The organism is Pseudomonas sp. Colony2 (genome assembly GCF_019382755.1).
Classification (GTDB): domain Bacteria; phylum Pseudomonadota; class Gammaproteobacteria; order Pseudomonadales; family Pseudomonadaceae; genus Aquipseudomonas.
The window spans coordinates 3330390-3346642 of sequence record NZ_CP080030.1; the positions used below are offsets into that span (position 1 = coordinate 3330390).

Genomic DNA, 16253 nt, shown 5'->3' on the forward strand with positions numbered 1-16253 from the left:
GTGGATTGCAAATCCGCCTACGCCGGTTCGATTCCGACCTCGGCCTCCACTCTTAAAAACCCCGTAGATTAACGTCTACGGGGTTTTTTATTGAGCTCGAAAAAAAGAGCCGCCCCCCGGATCTTTTCCATTTTGTCGTTTAGCGATAGCTCCAACGCAGGCATCAATCTTCTTTGCGGTCTTCGGCCGGAGTTCATGAATTGACCCCGGCGATTCCTTCCACGACTACGGTACTAGCGCCCTGGCTCCCCAGCCAATCTCAGTCAGACGCTGTTCCTGAACCTTCTTTCTGAGGCATGTGAATACCCTTGTGCCCATAAAAAGGAGTGTGCGGATGGGTTCTTACTGGAGTGAGGTTGCTGACAGGCCTTCGCGCTTCATCAGCTTCAGCTCCCGACGAATCCACTGGGTAGTACATGGCTCGATGTGGAATCGGAGCCACTCGGTGCAGAATCAGTCGCCCTCATTCAATCTCGCGGCCTGAGCCGCGGCCGAAATCTTCTCAACGGCGAATCTTCAGTGTTCCGCGCCTTCCCATTTTCAAACGACAAATGTAGCCAAATGTACCCGACAGTAAATGTTTCGAAATGTGAAAAAAATGTCCGACATAACTTTGTAATTGAGTTAGATTCCTATTAGCATTCTCGAAATGTTAACGCGCTTGACCCACTCGTCGTAGGAATCCTCGTTTTGAAACATCACTTTTCTGCCAGTCTGTTGCTTGCTGGCGCTTGCAGCGCTGCGTCCCTCGTTCACGCCACCGAAGACTTGACGTTGCCGACTACCCAGATCGAAGCGAGTAGTGAACCTATTGACGGTCCAACCGTGGGCTACAAAAGCAACCCGTCGTCCAGCACTACCCGTCTGGGCTTGACGGACAAGGAAACCCCGCAGGCCGTGACCACCATCACTCGGCAAGCCCTGGATGACTTCAAGATTACGGGCATCAAGGATGCGCTGCGTGCTGCGCCCTCGGTGACCGTGGAGCAAACCGAAACCGATCGTACGGAATTCACCTCGCGCGGCTTCGATATCAACAACTTTGAATACGATGGCGTGGGCATGCCCTTCGTGGGAACCGTATTGGTCGGTGATCAGGACTTGGCCGAGTTCGAGCAGATCGACATCCTGCATGGCGCCAATGGTTTAATGAGCGGGGCTGGCAACCCGTCGGCCACGGTCAATTTCGTACGCAAACGTCCGACCGAGACCTTCCAGGCGCAAATCGATACCAGCGTCAGCTCATGGGATGGCCGTCGTGTGGACGTGGACGTTTCCGGGCCGTTGACGGATACCGGCAACGTACGCGGCCGCTTCATTTACTCCCACGACAAGGGCAACTCGTGGATGGATCGATACAGCCATGAGCGCAACGTCGCTGCCGGGTTGTTGGCGTTCGATGTGTCCGATGCCGACACCGTAACCGTGGGTTTCTCCCAGCACGACAGCAATTCAAACGGCAGCACCTGGGGTAACTTGCCGTTGGTGGATAACGATGGCAACGCCATTCACTATGGCAGCCGCAGCTCCAGCATCGGCCAGCCATGGACCTATTGGAACCTGCGTACCCAGCGCACATTCGCTGAGCTCAAGCATGATTTTGGCAACGGCTGGAACGCTACGGTCACCGCCACGGGCATTACCGAAAAGCAAGACACCAACATGATGTATGTCGCCGGGGTCAGCGGTGATGACGCCTCAGTGTTTGCCGCCAATACCACCAGCGAGGCTCATCAGTTGCTGGGCGAGGCCAAGGTCTCCGGCCCGTTCAGCCTGTTTGGCCGAGAGCATGAGTTGACCCTCGGTGCCGCCTATGGCCGCACCCATCAGAAGGCCCGGGAATACGATGCGGCTGCAGATGGCTACTACGACGTTTCATTCTCGGATGTGCTGGCGGGCAATCTGGCGCATCCATCGTTCCTGTTTACCAGCGACGCCAATACGCAGAATTTCACGGACACTCAGAAAAGCGTGTACGCCGGTGCCCGATTCAGTCTGGCCGATGATCTTCACTGGATCGCCGGCGCGCGGATGATCAGCCTGGACGCTTCCGGCGACAGCTATGGTTCCGACTACTACACCCGCGCACATGGCAAGGTGACGCCTTACACCGGCCTGGTCTACGACCTGGACAAGCAGTGGAGCGTGTATGGCAGCTGGACAAAAATCTACAGCGCTCAGTACAACCTGGGCAGGGACGGCAAACTGCTTGCTCCGCTTGAAGGCAAAAGCATGGAAGCCGGTGTGAAGGGCAGCTTGCTGGATGACCGCCTCAACGTCACCGCCGCGGCGTTCAAGACCGAACAGCAGAATGTCGCGGAGTATGTCGGCCTGGTGGGTGGCCGGTCCGTTTACGACCCCATGGATTACAAGAGTCACGGAGTAGAGCTGCAAGCCTCTGGCGAAGCGCTACCCGGCCTGGACGTGCTCGCCGGGTATACCTACGTGCGCATCGACAACGACGATGGCGACAAGGCCCGTAAGTATGTGCCAACTCATAGCGTGCGCGGCATGCTCACCTATCGCTTGCCAAGTTTGCCCCAAGCCAAGATCGGTACACGGGTAAGCTGGCAGAGTGCAGTGGAAAACGACACGAACAGTGCCATCCACCAGAACGCCTACGCGTTGCTCGATTTCATGGCCAGCTATGACATCGACAGCAACTGGAGCACGTCGCTGAACCTGAACAACGTCACCGATCGCAAATACCTGCTATCGCTGTACAACAGTGCCACGACCGCCAGCTACGGCGCCCCGCGTAACCTGGTAGCGTCTGTTACCTGGAAATACTGATACCGCCTGGGGGCTCGCTGTGCCCCGTGACGCGCGGCGAGCCTGGCGCTTTAAGGAAAACCACCGAGCATGACTGCACGCACCTTGCGTATCTGGTTTCTGGTCCACAAATGGACCAGCCTGATCGCTACCGTTTTCCTGTTGTTGCTGTGCCTGACGGGGCTGCCACTGATCTTTCATGAAGAGATTGAGCACTACTTCGAGCCGCCGCCGCCCCTGCGCCCGCTGACCGCCGATACACCACGAATCGACTACGACACCGTCATTGCCAGTGCATTGGTGGCGCAGCCGGGGGAGGTCGTGCGTTTTGTCGGTTTCGATCCGGAAAGTCCGCTCGGTACGGTGTACACGGCAACGAGCATTATGCCGCCACCGATCGAGGGGCATTCGCAGTCGTTCGATACACGCACTGGCGAGTTATTTCCTGCGGTGCCGCCAGACGAAGGGTTCATGAACCTGATGTTGCGCCTGCATACCGATTTATTCATGGGGTTGCCCGGTTATCTGTTCCTCGGTTTCATGGGGCTGCTGTTGGTCGCGGCGCTGGTGTCCGGCGTGGTGGTGTACACACCGTTCATGCGCAAGCTGGACTTCGCCACTGTGCGCAACGGGCGCAGTTCACGCTTGAAGTGGCTGGACCTGCATAACGTGCTCGGCATCGTCACCCTCGCCTGGGTGTTGGTGGTGGGGCTGACAGGCGTGATCAATACGCTGGCATTGCCCATTTTCGACTTTTGGCAGAGTGACCAGTTGGCGCAGATGACCGCGCCCTACAAGGATGCGCCGCCGCTGGAGCGCCTCGGGTCGTTGCAAAAAGCGCTGGATACCGCGCGTAAGGCGGCGCCAGGCATGGAGCCCAGCTTCATCGCCTTTCCCGGTACTCAGTTCAGCAGCCAGCACCATTACGCAGTGTTCATGCGCGGCACCACGCCGCTCACTGCGCGATTGCTCAAGCCGGCCCTGGTGGATGCGAGTACCGGCGAGCTGACCGACATGCGTGAGATGCCGTTGTACGTGAAAACCTTGCTGGTTTCGCAGCCGCTGCATTTTGGTGATTACGGTGGTGTGCCGCTGAAGATCATCTGGACGCTGCTCGATCTCATCAGCATCGTCATCCTCGGCAGTGGGCTCTACCTGTGGCTGAGCCGTCGCAAGGTACCGTTGCAAAAACGCTTGGATGAATTGCATGCCAGCGGGCCGGAAATGGGGGGCCGATCATGAGGCGCGGACTGTGGATGATCTTTCGCTGGCCGCTGTTGCTCTTTGTTCTAAGCCTGTTCGGATTGCTCTCGGCGCTGATCGGTGACGGCGTCTATGACCTGCTTTCATGGCTCAGCCTGGGGGTGCCGTTGGGGCTGGTCGGGGTGGTTTGGCTGCGTTTGCGTTCAGCCAAACGATGATTGGCGCGATCCTCCGCGCCGTCATCAACAGCGTCAGCTTCCACTCGGTTGCAGGTCGATTTTCTCCCAGCGGCAACTCACCCACGGAGTTCGCCAGGGCATTGCATGCTCAGCGCCGCGACGAAGTCGTGAATGCCGCTGTACTGGGAAAGTCTTCCGCACATGGCCAAGCCCTCAACCTGAAACCTGAGCTTAGACAATGGTTTTCGGGTGAGACATCAGTTCGTTCAGCACACTGCGCAGCCTCTCGGCCTCGCGCGTGCTGAGTCGATCTGAAGTGGTGAGGTTGGCGATCTGCTTCCTCATCGCTGCAGCTTCGGCACCGCGCAGCNTGAGGTATCCRGCRAACTCWTCKTTCTTTGCCTGYGCYTCTGYCAGCATCKCGACYAGGCCGAAKATRTCCGCCCGSGCCTTGCGCAGTTGCAGGTTCAGYTCCTGRATCTCRTTCTCSAGCAGCCGGGCATGYTGTTTGTGCATTTCGAGAGGCGTGGGGATGCCAAGCCACCCGCAGGTGTCTTCGTCGATRTTCATRGKAGGTATTYCGARTRCTGTATGTGYATACAGTAWTCGAGATTGGGTGAAGTGGAATGCTTGAGGCGACGAACTGCAGGGTTACCCGACGATCAGTCGGGCGCGGGCCTCCCACTCTTTACTATTTACCGGCGGTGATACGCGCCATGAACTGACGCGTCAGGCTGGCGATCTGCTCGGTTTTTTCATCGAGCGCGAAATGCCCCGCGTCCAGAATATGAACCTCGGCCCCCGGCACATCATCCTTGTAGCGCATGGCTCCCGGCACAATGAACGACGGGTCGTATTTTCCCCACATGACCAACATCGGCGGTTGGTTGTCTTTCAACCATTGCTGCCATTTTGGGTAAGAGGCCACGTTGTTCTGGTAGTCCAGCAACAACGCCGACTGTATCGCCCGCTGGCCCGGACGGGATAAGGCGGCAAACTCGTCCTCCCAGGCATCAGGGTTGTAACGCTCGGGATGAGGGCTGGTGCCCAGATGACGCTGCTTCGTGCCTTCGTACCCCGTGAACCCATCGACTTGTTCGGGATGCTCGGCGGGAGCCTTCCAGTACTTGGCGATGTTCGCCCATTTGGCACCCAGGCCTTCGTCATAGGCATTGGCGTTCTGGATGATGATGCCGTGCAGTTTTTGCGGCGCGTTGAGGATCATCCGAAAGCCTACCGGGCCGCCGTAGTCCTGCATAAACAGGGTGTATTCATGGATCTGCAATTGCGTGAGCAGCTTGCTCATGGTGTCGGCCAGATGGTCAAACGTGTAGGTGTAGGTCGCGGCCGAGGGCGCGTCGCTTCTGCCGAACCCGGGGTAGTCGGGGGCGATCACGTGATACCGGTCAGCAAGCAGCGGGATCAGCGAATCCCACATGCGCGAGGACGAAGGGTAGCCATGGAGCAGCACCAGGGGCGGCGCGTCCCTGGGGCCGGCCTCGCGATAGAAAACCCTCACGCCGTCCACACTGGACCAATGATAGTCAGTGGACTCGGTGGTATAGGGGACGGACGGCACCGGTTCGCTGGCGTGTGCCGGTGCGGTCATCGAAAGAGTGGTCATAAGTGCTCCCAGCGTGCAAAAGGTGGCGATGTTCATTGAGGCCCTGAGCTCTGATTTGCGCATTTCCCGGTGAAATGCAGCTGCGATCAGAGTGAACGCATCCGGGAACTCACACCATTGGCCCAATGACCATTTTCATTAGAATCGGGCCAATCTCGATCAGGCCCGCCCTATGAAAAAAAGTGTGAAAGTTGCAGTCATCGCCTTTAACGGCATCAGCCCCTTTCACCTTTCTGTGCCGTGCCTCGTATTTGGTAAAGATCGCCGAGTGGGGGATTCGCCCTGGTTTGAATTGGTGGTCTGCGCGGGCGAAGAGGGGGCGCTGGTTACCAACGCCGGTTTCGCGATCCACTGTGACCATGGTTTGGACCAGGTTGCAGGAGCTGACATCGTCATCATTCCCAGCTGGCGGGACGTCACCGAAAGGCCGCCGAGCGCACTCCTCGAAACGCTTCAGGCAGCCCATGAACGAGGCGCGCTGGTGGTCGGCCTGTGCCTGGGGGCGTTCGTGCTTGCCCATGCGGGCCTGCTGTGCGACAAGCGGGCAACCACGCACTGGGCGTGGGCGGCGCATCTGGCGCGAGATTTCCCACGCATTGAAGTGGACCCCAAAGTGCTCTATGTCGAGGCGCAGCAAATCCTGACCTCTGCAGGCGTGGCCGCAGGGCTCGATTGCTGTATTCATATCGTCAGGCGGATCTACGGGCGGGGGGTTGCCAACGCGTTGGCGCGTCAACTGCTGGTTTCCCCCCATCGCGACGGAGGCCAGGCCCAGTTCATCAGCCAGCCTGTTCCTCAAGGCGCAAGCGACCAGCGTCTCGGCCAGTTGCTGGACTGGCTTCGGGCAAACCTGGAACAACCGTTGTCAATCGATCAAGTGGCGACGAGGCTGGCGATGAGTCGACGCAGTTTCACTCGGCACTTCAAGCAACTGACCGGCTCGACGTTTGGAAAGTGGCTCACGAATGAGCGAATCAAGGCTGTCCAACTGCAACTTGAAACCACCGACCATAGCGTCGAGTCGATCGCTGACGCTTGCGGGTTTGGTACAAGCCTGTCGTTACGTCAGCACTTTTTCTCGATCGTGGGCGTGAGCCCCACAACCTACCGGAAGGCTTATCATCGATAGGGAGGTACCTGTAATTTCCGGGTTCCGATACCCGTTCGCTGACGTGCAGCGACGGAGCGAAAACTGGCCAGTGATTCCTGCGGGTACAAGGCCGAAAAGTTCTCCAGGCAACCTCCCGCAAGTGACAGCGATTGGCCTCGGGCTGGCAGTTTCCTCCTGACTGACTAACCTTCTACGCATCGGCCATCCTTGTACAAGTGTCAAGGGTCCACCTCAGGGACCTGAATCGGCGCGCTGGGTTGGCAAGTCATAAGGAGAGCTTCATGAATGGACTTATCTCAAGAGTCTTACTGGCGTTGACGACACTGGCCTGGGTGTCCGGCTCGCAGGCCGCGACCACCGTCACCGGTCAAATCAGTGCGTCGCTGATATTGATCAACAGTTGCCTGGTCAACGGCGTAGGAGGCACCACAGGCTTGAATTTCGGTGCGTTGAACTTTGGTACCGCCAACACCCTGTATACCGAGGCTGATGGGCAAGTGCTGGGCGGCGGCGGGGCGCCTTTGTCTATTCAATGCTCGGCGGGTACTTCGCCGGTATTGACCATCACGTCCGGCGCCAATGATGGCAAATCCACCGGTGGAACGCGTGCCCTGGCAGACGGTGCCGGCCACTTTGCGCCCTATGACATCTACACCGACGCCGCCCACACGCAAATTCTTGCCAACAACGGCACTATCAATCTCGCGGCCAGCACCGGGGTTGCGCAAACAGTGAGCATTTACGGTAAATCACCGGGCAAGGTGGGTTTGCCTGCCGGTACTTACACCGACACAATTGCCGTCACGCTGACGTTTTGAGTATGGGGCGTGTCGCCTGGGGTAAAGGGGACTGATTTACCTGGACAGTGCGATGCAGAAAAAAGCCCGCAAGCGCGGGCTTTCTGCCGGGCAGCTCGAGTTACTTGAACAGGCCACCAATTGCGTTGATTGCGTCCGCAGCCTTATTCACGTTTTGCTGGCGCTGAGGGTTAGTGTCCACTTGTGCCTGGGTGTTGTAGGTACTGTTGCTGCAGCTCTTGTTGGTTTGTGTCAGTGCTGCCTGGAACGCGGTCGCGCGCAAGGTATCGCCCTTGGCATTGGCCGCATTGATATTGGTCTGCAGGTCGCGGATCTGCTGCTGGCAGGAGGCACTGTTGGCGTTGACGGTGTTGTTGCTGTTGCCGGCACCCCCCAAGGCAGATGACAGGGCACCGGTGAGGGCAGACAGGTCGGCGGCGTGGGCGGGCAAAGTGAACAGGCTGAACAGGGCGGCGGCTGGGGCGAGTTTGGAAAGACGCATGGCAAACCTCAATGTTTTATTGCCTGCGCATCTCCGGGTGCCCGAGCAGGCGCAGAACAATATCCGTATAGAGGTGAGCGCTCGGGTGGGGCGAAATATATTTGGTCAAATTTTGACCTTCAACCGTGAAACTCCATAAATGTGAGTTGTTTCACGTTGTTTGTCTGGCATTGACGACGTATCAAGGTGAGGGCACGAGCCCGAGTGATGCGCGATGCAAGCTGAAACGCCTGGGTGCTTCACTTGGCGCAACAAACACCCGATAGCTTCACCAGCAGTGTCAGCGCGACGATTGCCCAGCCAAAGTTGAGTGCGACAAACATCCATTCCGGCGGATTTGTACCCAGGAAAATCGTCGAGGTAATCGTCAAGAAAACCATCAAAAGACCAATTGGGAGCCAGAACCAGAGGTGTTTCTGGCGCTGGCACACCTCTATGTGCAGCGGGCTATCTTGATGGAGCGTCATGTGTTGTCGGCCTCGGTAACCTGCTGCTTCCCTGCCGATGTTCAGCTCAAGAGCGCTATCCTGAGCAATGAGTCCAGGTGATGCAAGGCTCATTCGCCGTTAGTGTCCATCAATCAGGCGAAGTGCCAGTTCGGCACTGAAGGTGCCTGCCGCCGGGCCTTCATGACAATCGGTTTTCTTCGAAGACGCACCGTCCGAATTGCCCGGGAGTTTGATCCATAGGGCAACCAACCGTGGCGAAAGCACTTGCGGTGGCATGCCCAGTCTGCGCCCCACCGGGTTGCACCAGTCTCCAGGATTCGCACCATTGCCGTTGCGGCTGGTATCCACCGCCACGGCTCTTGTATAGGCGTATTCGCTTAACAACCTGGCATTGATGGCATCACCATAACTGCGCACCTGGGCGAGGGTGTAGAAGTTGGCGATATTCAGGGCAAACCCCCGGATCTGTTTCACCCCGGCTGCATTCAACGCATCGGCCATGGCGCCTGGGGATTTCCAGCCTGGATTGCCAGCGTCCAGATAAACATCGGCATGGCGTGCGCGCTGGTTGAACCCCGATACGGCGTAATTGATTAGCCCCAGCCGCTCGGCGCGCTTGTTCTTGTCCAGGCACTGCAGGTCTGCCAGTGCGTCCGGCTCCAAGATAACCAGCGCCGGCTGGTCTCCAATGCCTTTGATCAGTTGGTCTATCCAGCCCCGGTACTCCGCCGCTGCCGGTGCGCCACCCTTCGAGGCGCCACCGCTGCAGTCGCGGTGGGGCAGGTTATAGGCCACCAAAATCGGTGTTTTATCAGCGCTGGCGGCAGCGGTTACATAGCGATTGACGCGCTCGGCCAGCGTTCCTATGGCCTGGCTGGTGCCGGTCAGCCACAGGGCACTGGGCACCTCGGCAATGGTTGAGCGGATGCTTGCAGTGGCAGGCGTATCGGGGTGCTGCTGGACCCACTGTGCGGCGGTGGACTGCGGGTTGACGTAGAACCCATCACTCGCCTGGGCAGCAGGCAGCATCGACAGGCAGATAAAGCCGGCGGCAAGGGTGGCGATCTTTAGCACGCTCTATACCAGTAAGAGGGGCGGGTGGCCAAGGTAAGTCGGCTCGCCGCTGACGTCACGTGAAGCTGCATGAAGCTTGCCGGCTAGCCGCGCAGACCGTGCCCATGGCATGCTCCCACGCTCAGCATCCAGTCAAGGAAGAACGATGTCGACCTATGTAATCACCGTCCCTTGCTTTGCGCAGATGTTGCGCTCGCTCAAGGGGCTTTTGTCCAAAGGCGAGGCGCATGCCGGCGAGTTGGGCTATGACCCGCGAAACCTGCTGAGCGCGCGGCTGGCGCCCGACATGCACACCCTCGCAACGCAAATCCGGTTTGCGTGCACCCAGGCCCAGGAATCGGTCCAGCGTCTCACCCATCAACCGCTGCCGGTTCTGAGCACACCCGCAACCCTGAGCGAGGCGCGTGGGTTGATCGAGCAAACCCTGCAAGCCCTCGCCTCGGCAGATCGCGAACTCATCGACAGCAGCGAGCGCGCTATCTCGATAGAACTTCCCGACGGTACTATTTTCGACATGACTGCCTACGAATACGCGGTCAATTGGGCCATTCCACAGTTCTATTTTCACCTGATGACCGTCTATAACATCCTTCGCCATAACGGTGTGCCGCTCGGCAAGGCCGATTACGTGCCGCATATGTTCGCCTTCGTGCGCACGCAATAGGTAGCCACCCGAATGAATAGACCCCGCTCCTGCGCATAAGCGTATGGTGGGTGTTAAACACGTTTATTGAGGTACCCGCCATGGACGATAAACTCGGCATCCGCCTGAAAGAGGAACGCAAGATCCTGGGGCTCTCCCAACAGGAGTTTGGTGCGATTGGCGGTGTGGGTGCGAATGCTCAGGTGCACTACGAAAGTGGCGCGCGGGCGCCCAAGTCCGATTACCTGATTGCCATCCGGCATAAAGGCGTGGACGTGCTTTACGTGTTGACGGGGGAAAGGGCGGTTATCAACCAGGCCACCCTGAGTGACAAGGAGACGTTGATCATCAACCACTACCGCACGCTGGACGGGCTGGATCAGGATGCGATTGCGCAGATCACCTCCTCGTTGTCTGACAGCTAGCAACGAGGAAGTCCCGGATTTGCTTCGCGCCAGGCTAGAAGCTGTCGGTCGTCCTGAAGCTGCCGCCGCCTGTACTGCCTGACGTCGAAAAGCTGGCCGTGTTGTTATTGCTGCTTTCGACGGTGGCGACGCCAAGGACGACAGGGCTGATCGATGCGCTGACATAGCCTCGCGTCGCCCCTGCCGCTACCTGACTGCGGCGCACGATTTTAAGGCCCCGGCTTAGCACATCCACAACCTGGCCAAGGGTTGCACCCTGGGTCATGTAGCTCTCTACCAGACGCTCGAAGTCAGTCGACAGGTCAAAATAAACATCGCGGCCGGTAAACGCATCGTTGCGAACTTTGCGCTCCAGGTCTTTGGCACGCTGGTAGCTGTTCTGGTGTACCACGGCCTCTTCCTGGGTATCCGCCAGTTGCTGTACCACCGCTTTCAAGCGCAGGTTCAGGGTTTGCAGTTGCTCGACGATCAGGTCGTCGGCGTCGTCCGGGGTGTGGCTGGCCAGGTCGATCAATTCGCCGATGCTGCGGGTTTTCAACTGGTCAGTGAGCAACTGGCGTGCGCGCTGGTACTGCGGGTCTTCGTTGCGTGAGTAGCTGCCGAGTTTTTCCTGGATGGCATTGGCCTGGCGCTTGGCGTTGTCGACTACGCGTTGCAGGGTGTCGAGCTCGGGTTGAATTGAGGCCTGTCCCAACTGGTCACGTGCCTGAGCCAGTTGCGCATCGACGCTGGCACTCAAGGCGCTGATCAGGGCGATGCGCTCGGCCTGCAAGGCCTCGTTTCGCTCACCAAGGGCGATCAGGCTCAGCTCGTTCTTGCGGTTGGCGAGGTAGTTCACCTTAGTCGCCAGCCAGTTGTCCATCCAGCGGTTCAGGCGGTTGCGCCGGTATTGGTCGGTGCCGAAGGCGTGTCCGCGCAGGTAGACGTAGACCAGGTTGGTATCAAAGGTCGGACGCTTCAGTGCGCACTCCTGGCGCAAGTCTTCATAACCGCTGACGTGTTCTCGGTGGGCGGCCTGGGCCAGGTCCAGTTGCTCGACCTGGCGGGCGTAGTCGGGGTTTTGTTCCAGGGATTGCCGGGCTTGCTGGTCGAGGGTGTCGGCTCGCGCTTGCAGTTTTTCCTTGCCCGCCAGCGCCTGGGCCACGGTCTGCTCAGCGTCGCGCAGTTGCTGGTGGAGCAGGTCCTGGGACTGTTGGCGCAGGTTCAGGGCGGCGGCGACTTGCTCGTTCTGCGTGTTGCCCTGGTCCAGGTGCAGGGCCGCGATTTTACCCAGGCGCTGGGTAATGTCCTGCTCCAGCGCCAGTTGCTCGCCGAGCAGTTCAGACAGGTGTTGCTCGGCCGTGCGAATCCTCAGCTCGGCGTTGCGGGAGTTACGTTCGGTGATGCCGATCAGGGTGTCAGGCGTCATGTCTTCACCACTCCAATATCGTTTCGAGCGGGTCGGTGGTCCGTTGGCTCAAGTAGGTGACTTCCATCCTGCCGGCTGGCTTGCGGCCGATCACACGGTGGGTCAGGTGGCCGTCGTCGAGTTTGTCGGCCTTGACCTTCAGGTATTCGGCCTGCGGTACCCGCACAGCGAACTGGCTGGCCCACGCGCCGGTGCCGGTCTCACTGCTGACGGTGGGCAGTAGAACCGGTCTGTCCGACAGGTCGACGGCTTCGACAACCAAATACCAGCTCTTGCCCTGGGTCGAACCAGGATTGGAATTACACAGCGCCTTGTCGTAGCAGCGCTCGACACCGGACGGCGTGCCGGGCCGGTCGACAACCCGAATGGTCACCTCCTTGGGGATCAGTTCGGTGTTGGCACGCAGGGCCCTGAGTTGGCCGCCGGCTTTTTCGATCTCGAATTTCCCGATGAGGTCTTTGATCATGACCAATTCGGCCTGCATGCCCCGCGTCGCTTTACTGTCGGCGGCGGGCAGGTGAATGTCGGCGACTTTGCGGGTCAACTCGTTGAGCTGGTCGGTCATCGGCTGGACTGCCTTGACCTTGGCTAAAAACGCCTCCAGCACGCCGATCTGCTCACTGGCGTAATCGACCCCGGAGGTATCGACCATGGCCAGGGCATGTTCGGCCTTGGTATTCAGTCGGGGCAAGGCACTGAACAGGTCGCCGCCCTCAATATAGGCCGGGTCCTGTTGCACGGCGCTCAAGCGAGCCTTCAGGTGGGCTATGTCTGATTGTTTTTGTGCCGCGTTCGTCTCGACGGCGATGGCCGCTCTTTGAGCCTCTAGGATCTCGTGTCTGGCGACCATCACCCGGCTGCATTGCACCACCAGCAAGGTGACCGCGATGAGCTGGATGACGAGTATGCCGCGATGCCGCCTGAGCAGTACTTTGCTCCAGAAGCGGTCAAGCGCACTCAGTTCCGGGGCCTCGAACACCAGGCGTTTGGAAAAGAATTCGCGCACGCCCTGATCGATCTGCGCTTCGGTAAATTGAATGCCGTTGTTCTGGTAATACTCGCGGATGCGCGCCGCCACTTCTGCGCGGCGTTGGGGCAGGCTCAAGTCCTTTTCCACCGCCATCTGCTGGTGGCGCAGTTGATCCACCAGCGCCATCGCGCCGAGTTGCTCGGAGAGAAGAATGTCGCTCATCAAGCGGCCTTGGTCAGCAATGCGGCGAACTTGCGTTTGGCCTCTTCGACGGCTTCGGCGATGTCACGGGACGCTTTGCTGGATTCAGCGCGGTAGGTTTCCGTCAGGCCGTGCATGTCCGTCTGGAAACTCAGGGTGGCGTCGGCCAGGGCGCGCACCGAGTCGACCTTGATGGTGGAGCCATAGCTGGCCTTGACCGCCGCTTCCAATTGGGTGTTGCCGGTGCTGCCCAGGGCTTCAAGGCCCTTGCTGATGCCGTCGGTGGTGGCATTCAGCGTGTTGGTGGCTTCGGCCAGTCCACTGTTGCTGGTGAACGACACCGCGAGGCCGGTCAACACCACTTCGTTGGTAGAGAAGAACGAGACCATGCGCTGGTACTGGCGCTCCTTGATCACATGCACCTGGTTGATCCGGGCGAAGACCATTTCGGCCGTGTTGTAGCCGACCTTCAGGTCATCGGCGATGTCCTTGACGATCTGGTAGCGCTTGTCTTCGTCCTGCAGCGCGCGTACGGCTTCGTCACGGCGCAATTCCAAGGCCGCGCGTTCGGCCGGCGCCAGGGTTTCGGCAGCCGTGACTTGGGCGTTGGCCTCGTTTAACGCCTGGGTACGCTGCTCCAGGACCTGGCCGGCCAGGGCGAGCACTTGTTGGGCATCGACCTCGGCCGCTTTCATGGCCATGCGAAAATCCAGGTAGGCTTCCAGAATCACCGTTTCCCGGGAGATCTGGTCATTGGCCGACTTGCACACCTGCAGGTAGTTTTCACGGATCTCGCTGAAGCGGCTGGGGATCGAGCCACGACGCAGGTTCATCCAGCTCAGCTTGAGCTTCTCCAGCGTATCCAGGCGCCCGTCATCCATCCAGCCGGCCATGGCGGCCGCGTCTTCGCGGATTGAGGTGAAGCTCTGGGTGATGTCCATGAAGCGTGTGGAGATATCCATGCCGGCAATCTGCTCGCGAACCACGCTGTTGAAGGTGGTCGACTGTTGCAGCACGGCAGCGATAGCGGTGACTTTGGCGGTGTCGTACTGGGCCACGCGGTCCAGCAATACCAGTACCGGTGCATCTGGAACCGGCTGCAGAAGATTGATGCCCAGGGTCCGCAGGCCCGTCAGCGCGCGGTCGAGGTAGTTGCTCATCGAGTGTCCTTTCAGGATGTGTTCAGCACAGTGTGCAGTGCAGAGAAGGGCGCAAGTATACCGATCAATGAAGGCAAACCAATTGCAGTTTGGTTGGAGGGCGCTTATTGGCGAGCCTGGCGAAGTGTATGACCGTATCTACCCGTAGCTGTACGGGGCGCAGGCTGGCGCAACGTTCTACTGTCACGGCCACAGTACTCGTTCGGATGTCGCGCCATGCTCATGTCTTCAAGCCTGCTTTCAGCTTTCGCGTTGTTCGCCTTTGTGTCCTCAATCACCCCTGGTCCCAATAACACCATGTTGCTGGCGTCCGGGGTGAACTTCGGTTTTATTCGCTCGATTCCCCATGCACTGGGGATCAGCATTGGCTTCATGTTGTTGGTGATCGCCGTGGGCCTGGGCCTGGGAGAAGTGTTCAAGGCGTTGCCGTGGGCCTACACCGTATTGCGTTATGTGGGGGCGGCGTATTTGCTGTACCTCGCCTGGAAAATCGCAACGTCCAGCGCGATGTCCGATGACACCGATAACAAGCGCAAACCCATGACGTTTCTCGGTGCGGCGGCCTTCCAGTGGGTCAACCCCAAGGCCTGGGTCATGGCATTGGGCGCGATCACCACCTACACGCCTGCCGAGGGTTATGTCACCAACGTGCTGTTGATTGCTGCGGTGTTTGCCTTGGTAAACCTGCCCAGCGTTTGCGTATGGGCCGGCTGTGGCAGCGGCTTGCGCAATGTACTGCGCGAGCCACGCTGGTTGCGGGTGTTCAACTGGTCGATGGCGGCGCTGTTGGTGCTGTCGTTGTATCCGATGTTTTTTGCCGGCTGACACGCCCTCTGACCTCCAGCGGGTTGCGTCAGCAGGCCATGGATCCTAGACCGGTGAGATGGTGGCCAGCAGACCAATTGCGATGGTCAGCGCAAGAAAACCGAACAGGAAAAATGCCATCTTAGCCATAAGGCCTCCGAAATGAACGGGCCGGCAGGACGGTTCCTGCCGGGCTCCACGGGCGTGTCGGGAGTGGGTGTATTGTCAGGGCAGGGCGGTTTTCGATACAGGGGCAGATGCAGAAGAAAAAAGCGTATCAGATGGGCCGGGGCGCCGCAGGAGCAGGAAAGCCGGGGATGATCATTTTGGGGTATCAGGGAATAAACAGCGGCTCAGTAACTTGTGGGCGGGACTGCTGAAGGAACTAACCTTTTGCGTGGAGTATCGTATCCACGATTTTCGTGGGAGGTTGAAGGCGAACTGCGTCGTGCGTGGCTATTCTCAAGCGGCGCTGGGAGGGTTCCTTGAAGTGATTTCATCGGGGCGAGTAGGCAAATGGGCAAGACATTGGCTGCGCTGTCGTTTTTGATGACCCTGGTTTGGGTTTCAGTGGTTATTGCGGTAATGACTTATTTTTCCTGATGCAGGTGGGGCACGGGTGCGGCACCTGGTGAAGCGGTCGGTATCGCCATTGCCCACTCCCGCCTGAAAAATCTGTAGATGACTGATCTGGCGAGCTTTTTTGTTTGCCAGGGCGCCGCTTGATTGTTTGAAAAAGCCCGCACCCGACCTTGCATCGAGGGGGCTTGATCTATATATTCCCTAGCCTGCGGCAACGCGCAAGGGCTTTTAACGCTGCTTGGCCTGCTGCATAGCGCTACCGCCCGAATGGCGAAACTGGTAGACGCATGGGACTTAAAATCCCCCGCTCGTAAGGGCGTGCCGGTTCGATTCCGGCTTCGGGCACCAT

Annotated in this window: 16 protein-coding genes, 1 tRNA gene and 1 pseudogene; 10 read left to right on the forward strand and 8 right to left on the reverse strand. The window is 58.9% G+C overall.

What is annotated here, in order from left to right; genetic code table 11:
* The first annotated feature begins 690 nt into the window (after nt 1–690).
* The 3 genes from JV201_RS13245 to JV201_RS13255 all read left to right on the forward strand — a co-directional run bounded on the left by JV201_RS13245 (nt 691) and on the right by JV201_RS13255 (nt 4193).
* On the forward strand, nt 691–2793 hold the full coding sequence (locus JV201_RS13245) for a TonB-dependent siderophore receptor (RefSeq protein WP_003207678.1): 2103 nt from the start codon (nt 691–693) through the stop codon (nt 2791–2793).
* 69 nt (nt 2794–2862) lie between these two features.
* Nucleotides 2863–4014 (forward strand): PepSY domain-containing protein, encoded by a 1152-nt coding sequence (locus JV201_RS13250; protein ID WP_177008549.1) that lies wholly within the window; start codon nt 2863–2865, stop codon nt 4012–4014.
* Entirely contained in the window at nt 4011–4193 is a 183-nt protein-coding gene (locus JV201_RS13255) for a hypothetical protein (protein ID WP_023658797.1), read from the forward strand. Before JV201_RS13250 ends, JV201_RS13255 begins: the two co-directional genes overlap by 4 nt.
* Before the next feature lie 25 nt (nt 4194–4218).
* On the opposite strand, the pseudogene JV201_RS29675 reads toward JV201_RS13255, so the two are convergent.
* Nucleotides 4219–4357: pseudogene (locus JV201_RS29675) on the reverse strand (DUF159 family protein); the annotation flags it as partial.
* Nucleotides 4358–4845: 488 nt separating this feature from the next.
* Nucleotides 4846–5814: an alpha/beta fold hydrolase gene (locus JV201_RS13260; RefSeq protein ID WP_257903318.1), complete on the reverse strand. Its 969-nt coding sequence runs from the start codon at nt 5812–5814 to the stop codon at nt 4846–4848.
* A gap of 136 nt (nt 5815–5950) precedes the next feature.
* Between JV201_RS13260 and JV201_RS13265 the strand changes: the two genes are divergently transcribed.
* Nucleotides 5951–6907, forward strand: coding sequence for a GlxA family transcriptional regulator (locus JV201_RS13265; protein WP_177021945.1), 957 nt, complete (start codon nt 5951–5953; stop codon nt 6905–6907).
* 263 nt (nt 6908–7170) lie between these two features.
* Nucleotides 7171–7707, forward strand: coding sequence for a spore coat protein U domain-containing protein (locus JV201_RS13270; protein ID WP_102606117.1), 537 nt, complete (start codon nt 7171–7173; stop codon nt 7705–7707).
* A gap of 100 nt (nt 7708–7807) precedes the next feature.
* Here JV201_RS13270 and JV201_RS13275 read toward each other — a convergent pair whose 3' ends face one another.
* A complete protein-coding gene (locus tag JV201_RS13275) occupies nt 7808–8188 on the reverse strand; it encodes a DUF1090 family protein (RefSeq protein WP_003207691.1) in 381 nt (126 codons plus the stop codon).
* Between JV201_RS13275 and JV201_RS13280 the strand changes: the two genes are divergently transcribed.
* On the forward strand, nt 8187–8327 hold the full coding sequence (locus tag JV201_RS13280) for a hypothetical protein (RefSeq protein ID WP_219407048.1): 141 nt from the start codon (nt 8187–8189) through the stop codon (nt 8325–8327). The genes JV201_RS13275 and JV201_RS13280 overlap by 2 nt on opposite strands.
* A gap of 100 nt (nt 8328–8427) precedes the next feature.
* Here the strand turns inward: JV201_RS13280 and JV201_RS13285 are convergent, their stop codons facing one another.
* Nucleotides 8428–8748, reverse strand: coding sequence for a hypothetical protein (locus JV201_RS13285; RefSeq protein ID WP_177020017.1), 321 nt, complete (start codon nt 8746–8748; stop codon nt 8428–8430).
* 6 nt (nt 8749–8754) lie between these two features.
* Nucleotides 8755–9711, reverse strand: a complete 957-nt coding sequence (locus JV201_RS13290; protein WP_219407049.1) for a glycoside hydrolase family 6 protein — start codon at nt 9709–9711, stop codon at nt 8755–8757.
* Between the two features lie 145 nt (nt 9712–9856).
* Here JV201_RS13290 and JV201_RS13295 point away from each other — a divergent pair, with 145 nt between their 5' ends.
* Complete coding sequence (locus JV201_RS13295) at nt 9857–10375, forward strand: DUF1993 family protein (RefSeq protein ID WP_003207698.1); 519 nt, start codon at nt 9857–9859, stop codon at nt 10373–10375.
* A gap of 80 nt (nt 10376–10455) precedes the next feature.
* Nucleotides 10456–10779: a helix-turn-helix domain-containing protein gene (locus JV201_RS13300; RefSeq protein WP_003207700.1), complete on the forward strand. Its 324-nt coding sequence runs from the start codon at nt 10456–10458 to the stop codon at nt 10777–10779.
* Between the two features lie 34 nt (nt 10780–10813).
* On the opposite strand, the gene JV201_RS13305 is transcribed toward JV201_RS13300, so the two are convergent.
* From JV201_RS13305 to JV201_RS13315, 3 genes are read right to left on the reverse strand one after another with little or no spacing between them, the layout of a single operon-like run.
* Nucleotides 10814–12187 (reverse strand): hypothetical protein, encoded by a 1374-nt coding sequence (locus JV201_RS13305; RefSeq protein WP_219407050.1) that lies wholly within the window; start codon nt 12185–12187, stop codon nt 10814–10816.
* A 4-nt stretch (nt 12188–12191) separates the two neighbouring features.
* A complete protein-coding gene (locus JV201_RS13310) occupies nt 12192–13379 on the reverse strand; it encodes a DUF6384 family protein (RefSeq protein ID WP_219407051.1) in 1188 nt (395 codons plus the stop codon).
* Entirely contained in the window at nt 13379–14518 is a 1140-nt protein-coding gene (locus tag JV201_RS13315; RefSeq protein WP_219407052.1) for a merozoite surface protein 3b, read from the reverse strand. Before JV201_RS13315 ends, JV201_RS13310 begins: the two co-directional genes overlap by 1 nt.
* Before the next feature lie 216 nt (nt 14519–14734).
* Between JV201_RS13315 and JV201_RS13320 the strand changes: the two genes are divergently transcribed.
* Nucleotides 14735–15343: a LysE family translocator gene (locus JV201_RS13320; RefSeq protein ID WP_177081501.1), complete on the forward strand. Its 609-nt coding sequence runs from the start codon at nt 14735–14737 to the stop codon at nt 15341–15343.
* Nucleotides 15344–16165: 822 nt separating this feature from the next.
* Nucleotides 16166–16252 (forward strand) — tRNA-Leu (locus JV201_RS13325).
* The last annotated feature ends 1 nt before the right edge of the window (nt 16253 follow it).

Bases quoted from the DNA above. Each gene is read 5' to 3' on its own strand.
- JV201_RS13250 (WP_177008549.1), top strand. From the start codon at position 2,863: ATGACTGCACGCACCTTGCGTATCTGGTTTCTGGTCCACAAATGGACC.
- JV201_RS13255 (WP_023658797.1), top strand. From the start codon at position 4,011: ATGAGGCGCGGACTGTGGATGATCTTTCGCTGGCCGCTGTTGCTCTTT.
- JV201_RS13260 (WP_257903318.1), bottom strand. From the start codon at position 5,814: ATGAACATCGCCACCTTTTGCACGCTGGGAGCACTTATGACCACTCTT.
- JV201_RS13265 (WP_177021945.1), top strand. From the start codon at position 5,951: ATGAAAAAAAGTGTGAAAGTTGCAGTCATCGCCTTTAACGGCATCAGC.
- JV201_RS13270 (WP_102606117.1), top strand. From the start codon at position 7,171: ATGAATGGACTTATCTCAAGAGTCTTACTGGCGTTGACGACACTGGCC.
- JV201_RS13280 (WP_219407048.1), top strand. From the start codon at position 8,187: ATGGCAAACCTCAATGTTTTATTGCCTGCGCATCTCCGGGTGCCCGAG.
- JV201_RS13275 (WP_003207691.1), bottom strand. From the start codon at position 8,188: ATGCGTCTTTCCAAACTCGCCCCAGCCGCCGCCCTGTTCAGCCTGTTC.
- JV201_RS13285 (WP_177020017.1), bottom strand. From the start codon at position 8,748: ATGAGCCTTGCATCACCTGGACTCATTGCTCAGGATAGCGCTCTTGAG.
- JV201_RS13295 (WP_003207698.1), top strand. From the start codon at position 9,857: ATGTCGACCTATGTAATCACCGTCCCTTGCTTTGCGCAGATGTTGCGC.
- JV201_RS13300 (WP_003207700.1), top strand. From the start codon at position 10,456: ATGGACGATAAACTCGGCATCCGCCTGAAAGAGGAACGCAAGATCCTG.
- JV201_RS13305 (WP_219407050.1), bottom strand. From the start codon at position 12,187: ATGACGCCTGACACCCTGATCGGCATCACCGAACGTAACTCCCGCAAC.
- JV201_RS13310 (WP_219407051.1), bottom strand. From the start codon at position 13,379: ATGAGCGACATTCTTCTCTCCGAGCAACTCGGCGCGATGGCGCTGGTG.
- JV201_RS13315 (WP_219407052.1), bottom strand. From the start codon at position 14,518: ATGAGCAACTACCTCGACCGCGCGCTGACGGGCCTGCGGACCCTGGGC.
- JV201_RS13320 (WP_177081501.1), top strand. From the start codon at position 14,735: ATGCTCATGTCTTCAAGCCTGCTTTCAGCTTTCGCGTTGTTCGCCTTT.